This is a genomic window from Bacillus sp. YP1, assembly GCF_000877815.1.
In the GTDB taxonomy this organism is placed as follows: Bacteria; Bacillota; Bacilli; order Bacillales; family Bacillaceae; genus Bacillus; species Bacillus subtilis.
Genome location: NZ_CP010014.1, coordinates 1783883 through 1804065 on the forward strand (window position 1 = coordinate 1783883; position 20183 = coordinate 1804065).

Sequence of the window (20183 nt, forward strand, 5' to 3'; positions counted from 1 at the left end):
ACATTAAGCAAATAATATCGCTGCTAATCCTCTCAATCAAAACACCATTTTCTATTTTAAGTAAACTTGCAAAGATACATGACGATTGACGTAAGACCAAACGGTGTTTTCAATTTTGAGGTTCTGGCTGAATGTTTCGATTCATACCTGTTTTGAGTGTAATAAAGCAGACAGCTGCGCTGAGTTAAGCTCAACTTCTTCAATCTGTTCGTTTTTTTGAAACACAAATACAACCTTTATCGAATCTCCATTTTTCACCAGACTCATCTCCCATATCTCCCCTTTATGATAAGAAAGAATGTTACTCACCTTAACAAATTTGTTCCCAGTTCTATACAGCCTCTTCATATACGCAATGTACTAACAAAAGGTTTCAAAAATCAAATGCACGCCTGGCATAACTGGCTCTTTTCCTAATGGGGAAGAGTCAACGAAAAAAAGCGAATGAATACCTGCCTAACAGACAGAATAAGAAGAGTTGATATTTCAACACTTTTCGTAAAGGGGTGAAACCAATGAGTAAGAAAGGCATTCAAAATTCAAGTATTGAACAAATAAGAAATGACCATGAGACTGAAACAGCTTTTAAAGCAGATGATCCTAAAAAACATGGTTCTGATCCTAAAAGAACGAAATAAGTTCTTACCCCCACTAAAATATCAATAATCTGGAGGAAGTAAAGTGACTCAAAAAAACGGTGCAGACAGACCTGATGATTATAAAAGATTTTCTTCATTAGACAAGGAATATGATTTTCAGCAATCTATAAGCAGCAATACTGAGACAGAAAGTGTAAACACTGAAACACAAACTCATAACAAAGAAAACAAAAATGACACAACAGATGTAGCCGGGAAATACTTTGAGCCCTCAGATTATAAAGGAAGCACGCAATTGGAAAAAGGATTGGCTGAAACTCATGAACAGGTGAGCGATGACTATTTTGAAGGAACGATCGATCAAAATTTGGACTAGCCATACAAACGGAGCTAACTTAAAAGAAGTCAGTTAACTCCGTTTGTAGAAACAACCACAGTAAAAGTAGCAAACCCCCACCGAATAAGATGGGGGTTGCACGTAAGTAGCCTGTTTAATATTTAAATCGATTAATGACGGTTTGAAGCTCTTCTGCCAACTGAGATAGAGATTCTGCGGCATAGGAGATTTCCTCCATTGAATGTAGCTGTTCCTCTGATGATTTTGCAACCGCTTCTGTATTTGCTGACGTTTCTTTTGTACCAGCAGCCAATGTATGAACTGTGTGCTGAATCACTTCAACGCCTGAAGTAAGCTGTTGAGTTGCTGCTGCAACTTCTTGTATTTGAGAAGTGACCTGTTCCACCAGGTTCAGTATTTCATTGAAATTTCCTGTTGTCTCTTGAGAAAGAACAATACCTGAGCTCACATTTTCTTGAACAACTTTAATATTATTTACCGTTTCTATCGATTCGTTTTGGATGGTCGCTACCACCGATTGGATGTGGTTTGCTGATTTATTTGTTTCATCCGCTAATTTCCGAACTTCTTCAGCCACCACGGCAAATCCTTTTCCTTGCTCTCCGGCTCTGGCCGCCTCGATCGCTGCGTTTAGGGCCAGCAAATTGGTCTGCTCTGAAATCGTCGTGATAAGCGAGGAAATATCACTGATTTCTGCTGTGCTCGCTACCAATGCCTGTAATCCATTGCCGGCTGAATCTACAGATTTATCAATGAATTTCATCTGATCTAACATCTTGTTGACGGACTTAGAGCCTATTTCAGCCTTGTCTCTCATCGAAGAAGAAAGATCCGCTATGTTCCCTGTATTTGAAGCAACAGATGATATACTGTCTAATAATTCAGTAATGGATTCCGCACTCTTTTCTGTCATTGAGCTTTGTTTCACATTGCTTTCGGCAGCCATCTGCATGGCTCGGGAAATATGTTCAGATGTTGATTTCGATTCTTCCGCGCTTGCCGATAATTCTTCGGAGGAAGCGGCGACTTGTTCAGATGAACTGCTGATTTGCTTCACAATTTGAGATAATGAATGAGTAAAAGAATTAAAAGATTTGGCAAGCTGGCCAAATTCATCTTTATTTTTCACTATGACTTTTTTGGTTAAATCAGCCTCGCCATGAGCAATTTCCTCTAGCTGCTTATTTATGCTTCTTAGTGGCACCATAATGGACTTTAACAGCATTATGCTTAGAACAATGCCTAATATTACTGATATCCCTGTGACAATGATAATGAGCGATTGACTCATTTTACCATTGCCCTGTATTTCATCCTTTAGATCCTCTACCTCTTGATCCAGGCGATCAGACAGCTTATTGACAGCCGGATCTACGACTTCTTTTCTTAATGTTCTTTCTTCTCCAAAATGGATGGTTTCTGCTTTTTTAGGATTTGAAGAGTAGGCTGTTACTACCTGCTGATTCAAAGCTCTATACTGAGTAAAACTTGTCTTAATGTCTTCAATATTGGATTGATACTTCTCTTCATCAATCAAGTCATTAACCCGGTCAAGGCTCTTTAAGACATCGTCTGCTTTTTCCTTCATACCCTCGTCGTATTCTTTGTCTCCGGTAATCAAGAAGCCTCTTTCATCATTTGATAACCCGGTCAATTCATATTGGATGTGTTTTATCTCTTTTTGGAATTCCATTTTGTCTTTAAGTTCTTCATTCTTTTTCACAGTAGAAGAAATCATAAATACTGAGGAGCCTCCAATTCCAATAATTGAAACAACTAATATTGATATAATCCCCAGCAATTTTGTTTTCACTTTCATGTGTCGTTTTCCCTTTCCGCACAATGTAATGGCTGAAATAAAATATGTTCAAGCGCGTTTGAATCCAATTCGCTTACGCTCATGTCCATAATATCGACACGTGTTATCAAGTTTTATAGTGCTATTTTCATATGAATAAGCAAATTCTTTACGGCTCTAAATCTTCAGAAAGGCTTCACGAAAAATTGACTGTCTTTTGTCGTATAAGTCACTCTTATTCTCATTTTCTATTAGGCATACAAAAAAGGCTTTTCCCACCTCAAATTGGCTGAACCGGCTGTTTTCTCGAAAATATAATACAATACGCAGCATAATATGAAGGAGCGAAACTTAAATGGGGATCATCAATGGTAAAGAATTCATTGACCGATTGAATAAACTAGAAAACGAAATATGGTATGATGGCGAAAAAATAAAGGGTAACATTTCTGAGCATCCTGCATTTAAAGGAATAATCAAAACAAAAAGCTCACTTTATGAATTGCAAACAAAGGATGAGTTAATACATGAAATGACTTATTGCCTTCCTGGAGATCATAATCGAATCGGCCTTTCCTATCTCCAGCCTAAAACCAAAAATGATTTGAAAAAAAGAAGGACCATGATTGAACATTGGGCTAGACATACTCACGGAATGATGGGGAGAAGTCCGGATTACATGAATACGGTTATGATGAGCTTTGCTTCGTCAGCGGAGCTTCTAAAAGATAAAGAGAATTGCTTTCCTGAACATATACTAGATATGTATGAACAAGCTGCTAAGCATGACCTTTCTTTTACCCATACATTCATTACTCCGCAAGTGAACCGGTCACAGTCCTATTTTGGGCTAAGTGAAAAACCGATATCTGCTAAAGTCATTGATAGAACCGAAAAAGGTTTAATGATTCATGGCGCACGACTGCTTGCAACACAAGGCGGATTGACCGATGAAATCTTGGTTTTTTCAGCGCCTAAATTTTTCTTTGAAACAGATGAAGCTTATGCTTTTTCAATCCCTTCTAATACAAAAGGCGTAAAATTCATCACAAGAGAATCATTTGTATTAAGCGACTCTTCCTTTAATCATCCCTTAAGCTCAAGGTATGAAGAAATGGATTCAATTGTGGTTTTTGATCATGTGTTAGTGCCGTGGAATCGTGTGTTTTTTTACGATAATGTGGAAGCAGCTAAAGATTTTATGACAAAAAGCTCTTTTCATGCCTTTACCTTTCACCAGGTTGTCATTAGGCAAATGATAAAAATTGAATTTCTATTAGGTGTTGCACAGCTTCTTGTCGACACCATTAATGTTTCCGAATATCAGCACATCCAAGAAAAGCTCTCAGAAATCATTGTGGGATTGGAAACAATCAAAGCCCTCATTGACAAATCGGAAAATGATGCTCAGTTAGATGAATTCGGCTATATGCGCCCCTGTTTAATTCCTCTTCAAGTCATCAGTACGATCATTCCTAAGCTATATCCTCGATTTACTGAAATCATACAATTAATTGGAGCTAGCGGAATGGTGACACTGCCTACCGAAAATGCATTTGACTCAGAGATACGGGAAGATCTTGACCAATATCTTCAAGCAACCAATACAAATGCTGAAGAACGTGTGAAAATTTTCCGTTTGGCATGGGATTTAACAATGAGTTCATTCGGAACTAGACAAACTCACTACGAAAGATATTTTTTCGGAGATCCTATTCGGATTTCAAGCAGGCTGTATACCAGTTATCCAAAGCAGGAGCAGTTGAACATGATTAAAACATTTTTACATGCAGATGCAGAACAATGAAAAAACAGCGGGAAAAGATCCGCTGTTTCGTATTTTTATTCAGGAAACTGAACATGGCCCGGTACTGTATAGGCTTTGGACGTTCCGCTTTCAGGCAGCTTTGGAATGGTGTCTTTCACAACGTTTCCGCGGATGTCAGTCATTCTGACTTTGAGAGAACCTGTCCCTAAATTCGTACTTACAAAATGGTTATAGTCCATTTTCTCCATGTTGATCCACTTACCATCCTTTTCATATTGCATTTTCATAACAGGATACTTGTGATTTCTGACTTGGATTGCTGCCCACCACCTGCTGCTGCCTTCTTTGATCCGGTAGGTGAAATTGCCGGTGATTGGGGCTTTGACAACACGCCATTTAATATTGATTTTTCCGTCTTTCATATTGCCGATTTTACGGAAGGCATTAGGTGACAGATCAAGAGCTCCCCGAGCGCCTTCGGGATAAAGATCAGTAACATATACGGTTGTTTTCCCTTTTGGCCCTTCAACTTCCAAATAAGAGCCGGCAAGTGCTGCTTTTACTCCTCCGTAATTGAGATCCGCCGGATTTATTGCAGTAATCTCCATATCGGAAGGAATGGGATCCAGCAGGAAAGCTCCTCCTGAATAACCTGACCCTGTATACGTTGCATAACCTTCATGCAGGTCGTCATATGCTGCCGAAGCTTGCGGGGAAAAACAGAAGATCGTCAACAAAACCATACCAACAAATGCACTCATAATCTTTTTCATATTTGGTCCTCCTCAAACCAGACTTCAAATGAGAATCATTATCATTATAAGACTCAATCCATCTGGTTTGAAAGAGGAAATAGATTCATAGATGATTTTAAGGCAAATTCACTATCATTCATATATCAAATGTAGGTACTTATGAAAAAGCCAATACAAATGAACGAATGTGCACTTCAGCCAAATGTCTTATTTTCCCCTCTCAAAATTCGCACTTCAATAACGAAATGAAACAGGCTGTTGGCCTGATAACAGCTATACAGGAAAAGCTATTTTTCCCCGCTCAGTTTCAACTTAGCTGTCATCATGATGCCAAAGATCAGCACAATCGGAACCCAAATAATGAAGTGATAAAAATCAGGCTCAGCCAGAGCAACAATAATAGCCCCTACACAATACAAAATAATAGCCAGTGCTCTTAACACAGTATCTCTTAAGAAAGTCTTCTTTTGCTTCTTAAAAAACAAACGGCCGGATATATCCTCTAAAAGAGAAGCCAAAGTGCCGGTCAACACAGTTGAAGAAATACCTGCAATCCCCAGTTTTTTTGCTGCTGTAGTTTGAATCCCCATAGAAATGCTCATGAGTATAATTAGAATGTGCACAGGAACAAATGCCCGGTAAAAAGAAAGACAAGCAAAGACAAACAAAATGAATGCTTCAAGTGCGAGGGCTTTTGTCACAGCAGAAGGCCAAAGGGTATTTTCCGCCTTTACGACCATCAATGTAGCAATGATCACGCCGCATATAAATCCGATTAGCGCAGTCAAGGAATTAAAAACAGTGACCTGAATGGATTTGCCGATAGCTAACCCCAATAATACAATGTTTCCAGTCATATTAGCTGTGAACACATGTCCCAGGCTTAAATACCCGATTACATCCACGATTCCAGCTGTTAAACATAAAAGTGATAGCAAGGTGTTTCGATAAGCTGCTGCAGTCAACGGTGTATCAATCCTTTCTTCTATTTCAATTGTTAGTATGTCTTCTTTTGGCGCAATCTCTATTTTTTAAGTAACCCAACATTAATTAGGAAGATAGAACCTATCATTCCTTTCCATTAACTGTAATAATAATCCCCGCAAGGAAATTAAAATTGAAAGGAAGCATATTGTGATGAAACGACTTTTTTTATGGTTCACCGTCTTTAGCTTGTTTTTGGTTCTCTTGCCTGGAAAAGCATTAGGTGCAGTCGATTTTCCGAATACCTCAACAAATGGCCTTTTAGGTTTTGCCGGTAATGCCAAAAATGAAAAAGGCATCGCTAAAACGGGCACAACGGGTGGAAAAAACGGGCAGATTGTTTACATCCAAAGCGTAAATGATTTAAAAACCCATCTAGGAGGATCCACTCCGAAAATTTTAGTGCTTCAAAATGATCTTTCCGCATCTGCGAAAACAACAGTTACCATTGGCTCAAATAAAACACTCGTGGGCTCTTACGCGAAAAAAACGCTGAAAAATATTTATTTAACAACTTCATCAGCTTCTGGAAATGTTATTTTTCAAAATTTAACGTTTGAACACAGTCCGCAGATTAACGGAAATAATGATATCCAGCTTTATTTAGATTCCGGTATGAACTATTGGATTGATCACGTCACATTCTCAGGTCATAGCTATAACGCAAGCGGAAGCGATTTGGACAAACTCGTGTATATCGGAAAATCCGCAGATTATATCACGATCAGCAACTCAAAATTTGCGAATCATAAATACGGTTTGATTTTAGGATACCCGGATGATTCTCAGCATCAATATGACGGCTACCCCCACATGACAATCGCCAATAATTATTTTGAGAACTTGTATGTTAGAGGCCCAGGTCTGATGAGATACGGTTACTTTCATGTTAAAAACAATTACAGCAATAATTTTAACCAGGCGATTACAATTGCTACAAAAGCAAAAATATATTCCGAATATAATTACTTTGGGAAAGGCAGTGAAAAAGGCGGCATCCTTGACGACAAGGGCACTGGTTATTTCAAAGACATAGGCAGCTATCCATCACTCAACAAGCAAACCTCTCCGCTGACTTCTTGGAATCCCGGGTCAAACTATAGCTATCGTGTCCAAACGCCGGAATATACAAAAGAATTTGTCACGAAATATGCCGGATCACAAAGTACAACTCTGGTATTTGGCTACTGATATAAAAGAGGCCATGCGTTAAAAACGCTGTGCCTCTTTTTATACTATAGGCTATTTTTAAGCGATCCTTGTAATTCCATCAAGATCCAGCGTCGGTCAAACTAAAAAGCATATGTTCTTTTCCACAATAACTTCTTAACTGGCTTTCTTATTATACCAGTTTATCGCAAGTGAAAAGAAATCATTGTTCTGGACCTGTATTAAATGAACGTTCGTCCCACAAACTATTCAAAAACCCCTAAAAAGGATGATGGATATGTGCGGCAGGTTTACTTTGTACTCTGCATTTGATGATATTATTGACCAGTTTGACATCGATCAATTTTTTCCTAAAGGTGAATACCAGCCAAGCTATAATGTCGCACCATCACAAAACATCCTTGCAATCATCAATGATGGATCAAATAATCGCTTAGGCAAGCTTAGATGGGGACTTATTCCACCTTGGGCAAAAAATGAAAAGATCGGTTATAAAATGATCAATGCTCGAGCCGAAACAATTACCGAGAAACCGGCCTTTCGAAGACCGCTTGTCAGCAAACGCTGCATCATACCAGCAGACAGTTTTTATGAATGGAAACGGCTTGATTCCAAAACCAAAATCCCAATGCGGATCAAATTGAAATCATCTGCTCTTTTTGCGTTTGCTGGCTTATATGAAAAGTGGAGCACACATCAAGGAGATCCTCTTTATACCTGCACCATCATAACAACTGAGCCTAATGAGTTCATGAAAGATATACACGACCGAATGCCGGTTATATTGGCCCATGATCATGAAAAGGAGTGGCTTAACCCCAAAAATACAAGCCCTGATTATCTGCAAAGTTTGCTGCTGCCTTATGATGCTGATGACATGGAAGCATACCAGGTTTCATCATTAGTAAATTCACCCAAAAATAATTCAGCTGAGCTTCTTGATGCAGAAAATCATATGTAGTGATTGAAATTCTCTAGCAAGAACTTGTCAAATAGCTTTGTTCCTTAGGTGCCAATCCCTCTAGTAATTATGAATATTTAGTACATAGATCAATTAGTTTTTTTAGCATCAGTTTGAAATAATTTTATTATGTAAACTTAAATAAGCAATGTTATCCCTTTCATATAAAATAGTTTACATTTTTATAAAATCGCTTCACTTTTCTATTTTGTCAGCAAAAAAACTGAACCACATTAAACTTATGAATCCTGCCGCACCTGTGATTGCAAATATGATATAAGCCCATAGAGGTAAATCCATACACTTTCCCTCCTAAGAATTAAATGAAATTTCTTTCATCTTACATGAAGGTCTTCTTTCTTTTGTTTATCTAGTGTAATACTTAATAATATGTTGATGAATGCAGCTGGAAAATATATAAATCCCACTCCAAGAATGCCTAGTATCGTACTTAAACTTACTATGTAATTCTTTGTCATCGTTTGACTATCAATCAATATTAGAAGTGAAATCAATCCAGCTAAAACACCTATAAACCAAGCATCGCCAACAGCATAAGAATCATCCAGCATCCCTAACCATCGCCCCAATATAGAGCTCCCAATGGCAGTCAAACTGGATAAAAATATGAGTGCTTTCATTTCTTGTCCTCCTTTAAAGCCAATCAAACTGGTAGAAATCGGCCATTGAATTCCCATTATCGAATGGTTATCATTTCCACATTAACATTTTAAAGCTCATTACAATACGATTCAAGCAGAAAAACCCTACATAACGTATATATAGGGATTTGATAAAACACAGGCCAAAATTCAACTCTAGTTACTTTAAGACCACTGTGTGATCGGTTCAGTCTTTACGTACCGGGATATTTCACAACAGGCACTTTCTTCTTACGCAGAGAATCAAGCATGACTGATCCAGCATTCAAGTTGCTTTGCACTAATTCTTTAGGCGTCAATGCCATCCACTGATTGAGTGACACATCTGCATAACGGTCACTTTTGAACATTTCTAAAAACCATAATGTTTCTGTACCAGTATTCTGTATATAGTGGCCAGCATTAGAAGGCACGTATCCCACGTCGCCTGCTCTATAATCAAATGTGCGGGCAGTCCCATTTCCGATAAATACCGTCATTCGTCCCTGTCCTGTTAGATAATATTGCCACTCATCGCTATTGGGATGCCAATGAAGCTCTCTCATCGCGCCAGGCTCAATCTGAACAAGTGCAGCGGCTATCGTTTTTGAAATTGGGAAGTTAGAAGAATCCACAATTCGTACACTCCCCCCTGGCATTTGAATTGGGGGTTGATTTAACAGCTCGTGTTTAAAGGTCATGGGGACTTTTCCATATGGTGACTGAATGTCTTCACTTGCGACTGATCCCGGCACATTCCCTTGGTAAATATAGACTTGCTCAGACGGAAGAGAGTTGAAAGCATTCTCTGGGACACCGAAATTTGCAGACAGAACGTCTTTTGGTGTGTGTGCAAGCCAATCTGAAATGGTTAACGTTGAAAACTCAGAAAAGTTTCCATCATCGAATACGAGCAGAAACTCGCAGTGTTCCAATCCCTGTATGGAATGCGGAATTCCTGCTGGGAAGTACCAAAGGTCGCCGGGACCAACATCAGCAATGAAATTTCGTCCGTCTTGGTCAACAGCGGTGATACGTGCCCGTCCCAAAAGCATATAAGCCCACTCCGCTTGCTTATGCCAATGAAGCTCACGGACGCCTCCCGCAGTTAAGCTCATGTTTACACCTGCAATCGCAGTCGAAATCGGAAGCTGTCTTACGGTGATTTCTCTTGACCAGCCGCCGTGATCTAATTTCATGGGAGCGTCTGAGAATGAAAATCTCAAGTTAGGAATCATACCCTCATCTGTAACAGGCGGAACAAGTATATTCGGATTTTGAATATCCCGTATTATATTTCGCGGGCCTGCATCAATAGCTCCAGCTCCATCACTTCGAATAGGCTGCGGCACGTTTCTGTCTTCATGATTGATTGGTTGTTGTTCCAACAGCATGCACCTCGTTTTAGAAATGAACAAGATTTTATTTCAGCCTATGCAGAATCTTAGATTGCTGTGCCTAGGAATCCGCAAATAAAAAAGTGACCACCAATGTGATCACAAATACATCAAATAAGCTATTTTTTATACCATGGCTTCTTATGTAATTTGATTTCTTCTGTCTGTTTTTTCTGGCCTGTCTTCCACTCCACTTTCACTAATACATCATGTCCTATCACTTCATCTTCAGGCATATAATCAAAGGTGGCAATATGGTCCTCCATGCGTCCCCCACCTGGCATTTCATCACCTGTGTATTCTGACAAATCATAATTTTCCCTGTCATCATACATTTTACCATCTATGTATAAGGTGATTTTTTCTATGACAGTCCTCTTTTCGTCCTTCTTACTCCCCTGCCAATATAGATTTAGAAAATAATTAGGTCCAATTGAAGTTTTGTCTGATTTTTCAAGGTTAGACATCCACAGTCCGCTTTTCCCGCTGCCCTCATATTTCACTTTGTTTCCTGATACCATTACAAATAATGTGATGATGCAGATGATCAAGAATCCAGCAATGATCAATAGCCATTTCTTAATATTGTTCTTTTTTCTCATGCTTTTCCCCACTTCCCTAACTCGTTAGTAGGAAAATATGATCAAAATGTTACTAAAAAGAAAATTAAAAACTTCGAATTTAAATTAAAGCTCTTTCAGAGACAAAATTTAACCGTATATCACGCCTTACATACAATTTTGTTTTAAAATGGGCTTTTTATTTTGAAAAATCAAGCTAACAAGAGTTTATTAAGTGATTTTTCAAATTTATTTATACTCATGATCTCGTGAGTCACAAATCTCCCATCAAAAAAACGCTAAAAGTTGTCCAAATAGCTGGTGACTTTTGTTCCTCTTCTTTCGATGATAACTGAATTGACTGAAATTGAACTCTGAAAATTTCGAAATTAAAGATTTTTAATAACGAAACGGGCTGCACTTGTTTAGGTGTCACTGTCATTATCAGTAAAATGTTACGCTGAAATGCGCAGTCAGTCACAAAGTCTCTATTCGTATTCCATAAAGACTTTGTGATCATCGACAAACATTTCACTCCCATCGGATAAGTGTATCCAAAAAGCCTCCTCTGGTTCTTCTCTATAGTCATAAATCACAGTCACTTTGACATTTGACTCAGCTACGATGGTTATCCAACAATTATTTTCGTTTTTTCCTCAGGCAAAGTAAGAGATCGAATCATCAAAGCCATTCTATCTTTACTGTCTAATTAACGCCATCTTCAGTGAATTTAAAGGTCTGTTTTAAATTGCGTCCTTCTTGCCCCTTCTGTGTCCAAATTATAACAACTTCTAATTCAGAGGCTTTATCTGCCAGCATAAAATGATTGAACTTCAGCGGTGAGCCATCATTTAAACTTTCAGCTAACATTTTAGAATCTTCTTTTGGTTTGACACAATTTTCATCGGGACATCCAAAAAGTGAAAACCTTGTGATTGAATCAGGGTCATTTCTATACAATTGCACATCCACTGTAGCTGCTTTTTCCCCTATATTTTTGACTTCCAAGGAATATACTTGATATTCTCCTTTTTGAGGTCTCGCAAATTCCTTTACATTTTTTGCTTCACTTACTTTTACTGACCACTGGTCTGTTTTTTGTGTAATAGGCAACACCGTAAAAGTCAGGGCATGCGCTTTTGATTGGCAAAACGTAAATCCAACTGCTGTAAAAACAATTACAGAAAATAATACCCTTTTCACTTCATTTATCCCTCCTTCCTTTCACTGGCTGCTCCTTAAAGAATTGATTTTGAGCAATCTACAAGCTCTCTTAACCAAAACCTTACCTGAGGTTTTGTCTTTTACTGCTCTGCATTTATTTCTTTCGGTATCCGAGATGGAGCCTTGGGGATTTTTCTCAATTTGCTGTTTATCACATCAGAAGAGTATAGCGTAATAATCATACTTCCCCCATACCTTTTTGCCCGAATTAAGATTGGTTGGTTATATTGGTTTTGAAAGCGAAAGTCAGGACCTCCCCAGCTTACCGTCGCATCCCGTCCGGGCGGTACATATGGTACACTTCTAGTATGAGAATAGCGCTGAACGATCTGCAGTCCTGCACGATCAACGGCATTAAATAGAGTTGAGGACACCTGACAAATTCCTCCTCCTACACCTTCAGACAACTCCCCTTTTACAATAATGGGTGCACTTTTATATCCTTTGTTCCGAGTTCTCATTCCCACAACTTGGTTAAACGAAAACGTCTCATTAGGGAAAACAACGTGATTGTCGATTGCTTTTGCAGAAAGAGAAATATTGTGTGAACGGCTTTTATTGCTTGAGTTAAAATACGTCACGTACTGACCAAGCTGCTGCGTACTGATGTGAGCTAGCAGCTCGCTGTCAACTTTCGGATAAATGTTCATTTCCGGCACTTCTATCTTGGAGGGACCTTGCCCATAAAAATACGCATAAAACTTTTCCATAAACGCCTGTTGATACAGTTTGTAGCCAACCCTGCCCGGGACGATGCTTCCATGATCGTTAAGGACAGCATTTATCGGCTCACGGTACACTTTCTGATCAAGCTGTTTGATGAATTTACTGTATTTTTCATAGTCAACCATTGGAGTGCCGGGAAGAGGCATTGTAAAGTCTTCACGGTTAACAGTGGCAATCGTCCGTCCTTGCTGTGTGACCGTTAAACTGTCCTGCGGCTCACTCGGCTGAGCCAATAAAAAAAGACCAGTGATCAAAATTTGTATCATAAGTCGGTTTACCTCCCGATCATTAGTATGAACAGCCGCTTATCCTTTGATGTATTTCTTCCCATCGTTTGTTTGAATCTTTAGACGTTGATAAAAACCTTCATAAAAGAGCTTAGCTTTATGTTCACACCGATCCCTGAGCTCACTGAGGCAAACGGTTCATTCAGTCGGCAAGTTTGAAGTAGTTCAGCATCTCCCAGTGATGAGGGATGCTTTTTTGTCTTGTCAAAAATGAAAAGGGTCTCCTATAACAACAACAAATCAATCCATATCAATATTTTTTTATTGAGAAACGATAATTTTTTTGTTACATTCAATTAGACAACAAATAAATGAGGTGCTTGTTATGAATCGAATGTCGACAATTTTTTTAAAGATAGCTTTGGTTCTTATTGGAATTCCAATTCTTGCTTTATGCATTTTTTTAGTGCCTAAGATAGCCAACTATTCAGCAGAATTATTTCCAAATATCGCTTATATAAAATATCTCGTTTTCATCTATTTGTATGTAACGGCGATACCTTTTTACTTTGCTCTTTATCAAGCGTTCAAACTTTTAAGCTATATTGACAAAAACAAAGCTTTCTCGGGTTTGTCTGTAAGAGCTTTGAAGAATATAAAATACTGCGCAGTCACTATCAGTATCTTTTACGCAGCAGGCATGCCTGTCTTTTATCTGATGGCCGAGATAGACGACGCCCCGGGTATCATTGTGATCGGATTGGTTATTATTTTTGCTTCAATGGTGATTGCGGTCTTTGCTGCTGTTCTTCAAAAACTGTTAAAAGAAGCGATAGATATAAAATCAGAAAATGACTTAACGGTCTGAGGTGATGACATGGCGATTATTATCAACATTGATGTGATGCTTGCTAAGAGGAAAATGAGCGTAACAGAGCTTTCAGAGAGAGTTGGCATCACCATGGCTAATCTTTCGATATTGAAAAACGGAAAAGCAAAGGCTATTCGATTATCAACTTTAGAAGCGATTTGCAAGGCTTTAGAATGTCAGCCCGGGGATATATTGGAATACCGAAGTGATGAAGACACACAGGATTCGTAAAAAATATGTAAGATCAACAGAAAAATAAAGTGATTGGCGGTGAGCTTATGGACATAAACTTATATCCATCTAGCTGCTATACTAAGCGTCCCTTCCATACACGAAGAACACAACTATGGAGGAGGCATACATCATGAGAGCAATAAAACAAATCGTTCTTTTTGGCTGGGAACAAGCCCTTTCATGTTTGTTTCCTGCCGTTATTTTTGCCTCTTTGGCTATTACGCAAATCATCCCACTGCCCTTCTTGCCGCGATATGACTGGCTGCTCATTATCTGCGTTCTCATGCAATTGTGGATGGTGCGTTCCGGTCTTGAAACACGGGATGAATTAAAAGTGATCACATTATTCCACCTTATTGGGCTTGCTCTGGAACTTTTTAAAGTCCATATGGGCTCCTGGTCTTATCCAGAAGAAGGATACTCCAAAATATTTGGAGTACCTTTGTATAGCGGCTTTATGTACGCAAGTGTAGCCAGTTATTTGTGCCAGGCATGGAGAAGGCTTAAGGTTGAACTGGTTAAGTGGCCGTCTTTTTTTGCAGTTGTTCCGCTTGCCGCAGCGATTTATTTGAATTTTTTCACCCACCATTTTTCTATAGACATTCGATGGTGGTTATCAGGGCTTGTGATCATTGTCTTTTGGCAAACATGGGTTACATACGAGGTGAATGGAGCTCGTTACCGTATGCCGCTCGCACTTTCTTTTGTACTCATCGGATTTTTTATATGGATAGCGGAAAATATCGCTACGTTTTTTGGAGCTTGGAAATATCCAAACCAAATCGATACATGGAGTCTCGTACACCTTGGAAAGGTAAGTTCATGGCTCTTGCTAGTGATTGTTAGCTTTCTTATAGTAGCATCATTAAAACAAGTTAAGGAGCAGAGTCCCACAAAGGCAGAGATGGATGAATCTTTTTCTTAGCATACGCATACAAGGTCCCAAATAGAGTGAAAAGCAACGTTCAAATGGTTGCTTTTTTCTTTTATGTAACTCTGCCGGTGAGTATTCATCTTCTTCAAATTTCATCGCAACACGATAACTGATTCAGATTACAACTGCTTTCAACACTTTGACAAACTCATGCGCCGCCGGCGTTATCTCTTCAAATGAATGTGCGATGACGCCAATATCGCGTGTAACCCTAGGAAAGATGTCCTTTTTAATCAATTGATGCGGGACGGATGAAAGTGTAAAGTTTGAAATGATGCCGATACCCAAGTTATTTTTGACCATATTAATCAAGGTTTCGGCATTTTGCACAGTTAAGTTTTCCTTTAATTCGATGTTGTATTGTGAAAATGCGTTTGACATCGCGATTTCATGACCGCCTTTACAAAAAATGAGGTCATCTTGATATGTTTCAAGGTCGACATGCTTTTCAAGTTTTAATTCGTCACGCTGCGGCGGGATGACGGCCACCATATAGTCGTTACACAATAGCTGATTTTCAAACGGTTCAAATGGAGATGCTGCGATCCCGATATCAACCGTCCGATCTTCAACCCATCCTTTTATTTGGTCAGAGGTTCCTTCGATCAATTCTATGCGGATCAGCGGGTAGTTTGATCTGAATGCCGCAATCGCCTGTGGCATGATATTTGTTGAAACTGCAGGAAATGAACCAATTTTCACCTTCCCGTTTAACAGCTTGTTTTCCCGGTTGGCTACTTGATATATTTTGCTTTCAATTCCCTTCATTTGCCTCGCCAGCAGCAATATTTCTTTTCCGATGTCAGTCAGCATTAAACCATGATGTTTATCCCTGATCAATAATTTGAGCTGCAGTGAGCTCTCCAGGTTTTTTATCGCTTTACTTACCGCCGGCTGAGAGATGAACAATTCTTTTGCCGCTTCTGTAATATTTAATTTCTCCCCGACTTTTACAAATATGTGAAGATGGTTCATGTTCATAACCATTTGGTTATACCCCCAATAATAAAAATGTATTTCAGTTATACATAAATGTAACATATGATAGAAACCAGCACGATATTTTAACAAGAAAGGCGGCTTCATTATGGTAAAAGTTATGCTGGGAATCATATCTGTCACACTTATTTGGGGTTATACTTGGGTTGCGATGAAAGTAGGAATTCATGACATCCCCCCGCTTTTATTTTCGGGTTTGCGCCTGTTCATCGGAGCAGTTCCTTTATTTCTCATTCTCTTCATCCAAAGAAAAAAGCTTTCAATTCAAAAAGAACATCTCAAAAGCTATATCATCATGAGCCTGTTGATGGGGCTGGGCTATATGGGGATTTTGACGTATGGAATGCAGTTTGTCGATTCAGGGAAAACCTCTGTTTTGGTATATACAATGCCTATATTTGTTACGGTGATCAGCCATTTTTCATTAAACGAGAAAATGAATGTGTATAAAACGATGGGACTGGTCTGCGGCCTCTTCGGACTGTTATTTATATTTGGAAAGGAAATGCTCAATATCGATCAAAGCGCTTTATTTGGGGAGCTGTGCGTACTTGCGGCAGCGCTTAGCTGGGGAATCGCGAATGTGTTCAGCAAGCTACAATTCAAGCATATCGATATTATTCACATGAATGCCTGGCACCTTATGATGGGAGCCGTCATGTTATTGGTGTTTTCCTTTATATTTGAGGCGGTCCCTTCAGCCGAGTGGACATATCAGGCGGTGTGGTCATTGCTGTTTAATGGCTTGCTTTCCACCGGCTTTACCTTTGTCGTATGGTTTTGGGTGCTCAATCAAATCCAAGCGTCAAAAGCATCCATGGCATTAATGTTTGTTCCCGTATTGGCCCTATTCTTTGGATGGCTGCAATTGCACGAACAGATCACTATCAACATTATCCTCGGCGCACTGCTGATATGCTGCGGGATTTTTATGAATACATTTACATTTTCACGACGGAAAGTGTGAATGATATACATTTCCCCTGTCATTTGGGCTTCATGTGACATGTGACGACTATTACGAGAAAGTCTTCTAGAATCCTGACGACAGCCTATAAAACAATGGAAAAAGCTAATGTCTGCATGTGAGACATTAGCTTGGCTGGCGTTTAGGCTGGTGAGAATCCAGATTCTTTTTTATTACCATTCTGGCTGATCAAACTGAAAACCGTATAGACCTTTTACTTTAACATCTCCGCAATCTGGATCTTTTGTCAAAATCAAATAATGAGTCTTATAAGGCATCGTCTCAACTCGATCAGTTGCACTAAAATCAAAATGATCCCCCGAGAAGTTTTTTTCACTAACGGTTATTTCATATCCTGACAAAGTCATTCGCATGATTCTTGCGTTAATTGTACATCCTTCAGTATCGAAAATGGTGAATCTGTACCCAAAGTGAGATGTCCAATGGTTTGAATTTAGGTTATCAGACTTCATAAACCATTTTTCATTCTCTGTCATTGTAAAACTCACTTTCTCCTCATCTTTCACGATAACGGCCGAAGCTTCCCCTACATGGATAGTCAAAGCCAAAAGAAATGTAAAAGCTAACATCAACATCTTTTTCAAAAGAGTTCCTCCCGATATCTTTTACTTCAATATATTGGAAGGGTCTTTTCTGATCAAGACAGTATTCTCCAAATGAATCTTTAGCACCATGAAATGAGCCTTAATAAGAACAGTTTTAACCCAAATCAAACTCTATTCGAAATAAGGCTTACCAATCTATATTCTTTTTAAAAGTTTCTGCATTTCTTTATTTAGCTCCTAGACACATATAAAAAATGCTCCTATAAGTTCAGGAGCACTACAAAAAACTGCTAAAGTGTTTTCTATCGATTTATTGTATTCATTAGCTCAAAGAAATATTCAGGCTTTTGAGTCTTATTTAGCTTATACCATGAACGCAATGTATCTGGTGCAAATACATCTAATTTTTTCAATACTTCTACTGCAAATTCCAGAGGAGCAATTCCTGATGCAGTAACCAAATTTTTATCAGATACTGCTGGTTCCTTTTCATATAGTGTTTCTCCTTTGTAATTAGGGCAGACCATTTTCATATACTCTAGGTCATTGCTTGTGTGCTTTCTCGAATCTAAGTATCCTTCATTCGCGAGGCCCAAGGTTGCCCCACAAATTGCAGCAATAGTCGTGCCGAGCTTTAAAGCGTCGCCAACTTTTTTCAAGATCGGCTGATGAATATCTTCTCCCCAAGTGTTTCCTCCGGGTAAAATGATAAGATCTTGACTCCCAAGAGTACATTCGTCAAGAGAAATATCTGGTTTTATGCTTAATCCTCCCAACGTAGTTATCATTTCTTTATTAACCCCTACTGTAACTACTTTTAAAGATGCTGCATCTTGTTTAAAGTATCTCCCTGAGTTTAGTTCCGCAATTAAATATCCATATTCCCAGTCTGACATTGTGTGAAATACGTAGAGATAAACTTTTCTCGTTTGCATCCAATAACACTCCAATCACAATTGATAAAGCTTTCTAATAGATGACTTTGCTGACAGCCATTGTCAGCTTTTTTGTTGATTCTATTCTTATGTCCTTGTTCTCCCAACTTATAAAAATATAAGATAAATTGATTCTATGTTTACTAGCGCAAAGGGGTTTGTTACACTAACTGTCATGGGAAACATTTCAAAGGTAATACAAAATCATTTGAATGAGGAGGCCTGATGAAGTTGAAAAATAAAGCGTCAATAAAATTCGGAATATGTGTTGGGCTTTTATGTTTAAGCATTACTGGTTTCACACCTTTTTTCAACTCAACACATGCCGAAGCAAAATCCATAGAAGACACAAACATGGCAAGCTGTATAACGAATAAAAAATTTGTTCAACTTGAGAAAAAATTTGATGCCAGGCTTGGTGTTTATGCAATTGATACAGGTTCAAACAAGACAATCGCCTATCGGCCGAATGAACGATTTGCTTACGCATCAACCTATAAAGTTCTAGCCGCAGCTGCTGTCCTGAAGAAAAACTCAATTGAAAAACTTAATGAAGTCATCCACTACAGCAAGGACGATCTTGTTACATATTCTCCAATCACAGAGAAACACCTAGATACAGGCATGAGCCTAAAAGAAATCTCGGAAGCGGCTATCCGTTACAGCGATAATACCGCTGGGAACATCTTGTTGCAACAGCTTGGCGGCCCTAAAGGTTTTGAAAAGTCACTGAAACAGATTGGGGATCATGTAACGAAAGCTAAACGATTCGAGACGGATCTAAACTCTGCGATTCCTGGTGATATTCGTGACACCAGCACCGCAAAAGCACTGGCAACCGATCTTAAAGCCTTCACTTTAGATAACACTCTCACGACTGACAAACGCACGATCTTAACCGATTGGATGCGAGGCAATGCTACTGGTGACGAACTGATTCGGGCAGGCGCTCCAATAGGATGGGAAGTCGGCGATAAATCCGGAGCCGGAAGTTACGGGACACGAAACGACATTGCTATCGTTTGGCCGCCAAACAGAGCTCCTATTGTTGTGGCAATTCTGTCAAACCGCTTTACGAAAGATGCTAATTATGATAATGCTCTTATCGCTGAGGCTGCAAAAGTCGTCCTTAACGATCTCAAATAAATGTTTAGCCTTTTGCCACAAAGGAAAAGACATTACTTTTTTAACTCCTACCGTTCATTTTTTGATGAACGGTTCTTTCATAAGACCTCTAGAATCATATATTTAAACACCACAAAATTAAACGTTATTATAATTAACGGCAAGTTTTCATTTTATGGAACAAGTAAAGTTTGACCTGACAAGAATTAAGATTAAGCACCCTAAAATCCGTTTTCTTTCCTTCCAAGAATATACTCCTTAGTGCAAGCCATTATAAAGAAGTGAACATACAATGCAGACAACTCCCTTAAGTCTCTTATTCTGTGACCAATTTGTAATACTCATGAATATCCGGACTCACTTCCAATATTTCGTCTCGAAGAC

General features: G+C 38.9%; 21 protein-coding genes and 3 pseudogenes. 10 read left to right on the forward strand and 14 right to left on the reverse strand.

The features are described from left to right. Positions 1-141: 141 nt before the first annotated feature. Positions 142-267: a hypothetical protein gene (locus QF06_RS22250; RefSeq protein WP_257475318.1), complete on the reverse strand. Its 126-nt coding sequence runs from the start codon at positions 265-267 to the stop codon at positions 142-144. A gap of 248 nt (positions 268-515) precedes the next feature. On the opposite strand from QF06_RS22250, the gene QF06_RS08420 reads away from it, so the two are divergent. Then, entirely contained in the window at positions 516-638 is a 123-nt protein-coding gene (locus QF06_RS08420) for a hypothetical protein (RefSeq protein WP_003241887.1), read from the forward strand. 43 nt (positions 639-681) lie between these two features. Further along, positions 682-975, forward strand: coding sequence for a YozQ family protein (locus tag QF06_RS08425; protein ID WP_014477001.1), 294 nt, complete (start codon positions 682-684; stop codon positions 973-975). Positions 976-1090: 115 nt separating this feature from the next. Here the strand turns inward: QF06_RS08425 and QF06_RS08430 are convergent, their stop codons facing one another. Beyond that, complete coding sequence (locus QF06_RS08430; RefSeq protein ID WP_015714053.1) at positions 1091-2776, reverse strand: methyl-accepting chemotaxis protein; 1686 nt, start codon at positions 2774-2776, stop codon at positions 1091-1093. 334 nt (positions 2777-3110) lie between these two features. Between QF06_RS08430 and hpaB the strand changes: the two genes are divergently transcribed. After that, entirely contained in the window at positions 3111-4562 is a 1452-nt protein-coding gene (hpaB, locus tag QF06_RS08435) for a 4-hydroxyphenylacetate 3-monooxygenase, oxygenase component (protein ID WP_015714054.1), read from the forward strand. A gap of 35 nt (positions 4563-4597) precedes the next feature. Here hpaB and exlX read toward each other — a convergent pair whose 3' ends face one another. Further along, positions 4598-5296, reverse strand: coding sequence for an expansin ExlX (gene exlX / locus QF06_RS08440; protein WP_015714055.1), 699 nt, complete (start codon positions 5294-5296; stop codon positions 4598-4600). A gap of 269 nt (positions 5297-5565) precedes the next feature. Continuing rightward, positions 5566-6243, reverse strand: coding sequence for a YoaK family protein (locus QF06_RS08445; RefSeq protein WP_043940135.1), 678 nt, complete (start codon positions 6241-6243; stop codon positions 5566-5568). 172 nt (positions 6244-6415) lie between these two features. On the opposite strand from QF06_RS08445, the gene QF06_RS08450 reads away from it, so the two are divergent. Further along, positions 6416-7453 carry a polysaccharide lyase family 1 protein gene (locus QF06_RS08450; protein WP_015714056.1) on the forward strand — a complete coding sequence of 346 codons (1038 nt, stop codon included), beginning with the start codon at positions 6416-6418 and terminating at the stop codon, positions 7451-7453. Positions 7454-7709: 256 nt separating this feature from the next. Continuing rightward, positions 7710-8393 carry an SOS response-associated peptidase gene (locus tag QF06_RS08455; RefSeq protein ID WP_015714057.1) on the forward strand — a complete coding sequence of 228 codons (684 nt, stop codon included), beginning with the start codon at positions 7710-7712 and terminating at the stop codon, positions 8391-8393. A 335-nt stretch (positions 8394-8728) separates the two neighbouring features. Here the strand turns inward: QF06_RS08455 and QF06_RS08460 are convergent, their stop codons facing one another. The 7 genes and pseudogenes from QF06_RS08460 to QF06_RS08485 all read right to left on the reverse strand — a co-directional run bounded on the left by QF06_RS08460 (position 8729) and on the right by QF06_RS08485 (position 13207). Further along, a complete protein-coding gene (locus tag QF06_RS08460; RefSeq protein ID WP_004399414.1) occupies positions 8729-9034 on the reverse strand; it encodes a membrane protein in 306 nt (101 codons plus the stop codon). A gap of 215 nt (positions 9035-9249) precedes the next feature. Further along, positions 9250-10428 carry an oxalate decarboxylase gene (oxdD, locus tag QF06_RS08465; RefSeq protein ID WP_041520472.1) on the reverse strand — a complete coding sequence of 393 codons (1179 nt, stop codon included), beginning with the start codon at positions 10426-10428 and terminating at the stop codon, positions 9250-9252. Between the two features lie 122 nt (positions 10429-10550). After that, the gene (locus QF06_RS08470; RefSeq protein ID WP_015714060.1) at positions 10551-11033 is read right to left on the reverse strand and encodes a DUF4944 domain-containing protein; all 483 of its coding nucleotides are present in this window, start codon (positions 11031-11033) and stop codon (positions 10551-10553) included. Between the two features lie 170 nt (positions 11034-11203). Then, positions 11204-11364: pseudogene (locus QF06_RS22015) on the reverse strand (YoaP domain-containing protein); the annotation flags it as partial. Continuing rightward, a pseudogene (locus QF06_RS08475) lies at positions 11359-11593 on the reverse strand (hypothetical protein); the annotation flags it as partial. The pseudogenes QF06_RS22015 and QF06_RS08475, both read right to left, overlap by 6 nt. A gap of 103 nt (positions 11594-11696) precedes the next feature. Beyond that, the gene (locus tag QF06_RS08480) at positions 11697-12194 is read right to left on the reverse strand and encodes a hypothetical protein (protein ID WP_015714062.1); all 498 of its coding nucleotides are present in this window, start codon (positions 12192-12194) and stop codon (positions 11697-11699) included. A gap of 101 nt (positions 12195-12295) precedes the next feature. Beyond that, a complete protein-coding gene (locus tag QF06_RS08485) occupies positions 12296-13207 on the reverse strand; it encodes a VanW family protein (RefSeq protein ID WP_015714063.1) in 912 nt (303 codons plus the stop codon). 346 nt (positions 13208-13553) lie between these two features. Between QF06_RS08485 and QF06_RS08490 the strand changes: the two genes are divergently transcribed. From QF06_RS08490 to QF06_RS08500, 3 genes and pseudogenes are all read left to right on the forward strand, one after another. Continuing rightward, positions 13554-14036 (forward strand): DUF2975 domain-containing protein, encoded by a 483-nt coding sequence (locus QF06_RS08490; protein ID WP_015251949.1) that lies wholly within the window; start codon positions 13554-13556, stop codon positions 14034-14036. 9 nt (positions 14037-14045) lie between these two features. Further along, positions 14046-14298 (forward strand): annotated as a pseudogene (locus QF06_RS08495) (helix-turn-helix domain-containing protein). Between the two features lie 105 nt (positions 14299-14403). Continuing rightward, a complete protein-coding gene (locus QF06_RS08500) occupies positions 14404-15198 on the forward strand; it encodes a DUF817 domain-containing protein (RefSeq protein WP_041849916.1) in 795 nt (264 codons plus the stop codon). Between the two features lie 123 nt (positions 15199-15321). Here QF06_RS08500 and QF06_RS08505 read toward each other — a convergent pair whose 3' ends face one another. Then, on the reverse strand, positions 15322-16194 hold the full coding sequence (locus tag QF06_RS08505) for a LysR family transcriptional regulator (protein ID WP_004399248.1): 873 nt from the start codon (positions 16192-16194) through the stop codon (positions 15322-15324). Positions 16195-16294: 100 nt separating this feature from the next. On the opposite strand from QF06_RS08505, the gene QF06_RS08510 reads away from it, so the two are divergent. Next, a complete protein-coding gene (locus QF06_RS08510; RefSeq protein WP_041849917.1) occupies positions 16295-17173 on the forward strand; it encodes a DMT family transporter in 879 nt (292 codons plus the stop codon). Between the two features lie 173 nt (positions 17174-17346). On the opposite strand, the gene QF06_RS08515 is transcribed toward QF06_RS08510, so the two are convergent. Together QF06_RS08515 and QF06_RS08520 are read right to left on the reverse strand one after the other, a co-directional pair. Beyond that, positions 17347-17778: a hypothetical protein gene (locus QF06_RS08515; protein ID WP_041849918.1), complete on the reverse strand. Its 432-nt coding sequence runs from the start codon at positions 17776-17778 to the stop codon at positions 17347-17349. Positions 17779-18041: 263 nt separating this feature from the next. Then, positions 18042-18674, reverse strand: a complete 633-nt coding sequence (locus QF06_RS08520; RefSeq protein ID WP_038829972.1) for a type 1 glutamine amidotransferase family protein — start codon at positions 18672-18674, stop codon at positions 18042-18044. 225 nt (positions 18675-18899) lie between these two features. On the opposite strand from QF06_RS08520, the gene bla reads away from it, so the two are divergent. Next, a complete protein-coding gene (gene bla, locus QF06_RS08525; protein WP_032725891.1) occupies positions 18900-19820 on the forward strand; it encodes a class A beta-lactamase in 921 nt (306 codons plus the stop codon). The last annotated feature ends 363 nt before the right edge of the window (positions 19821-20183 follow it).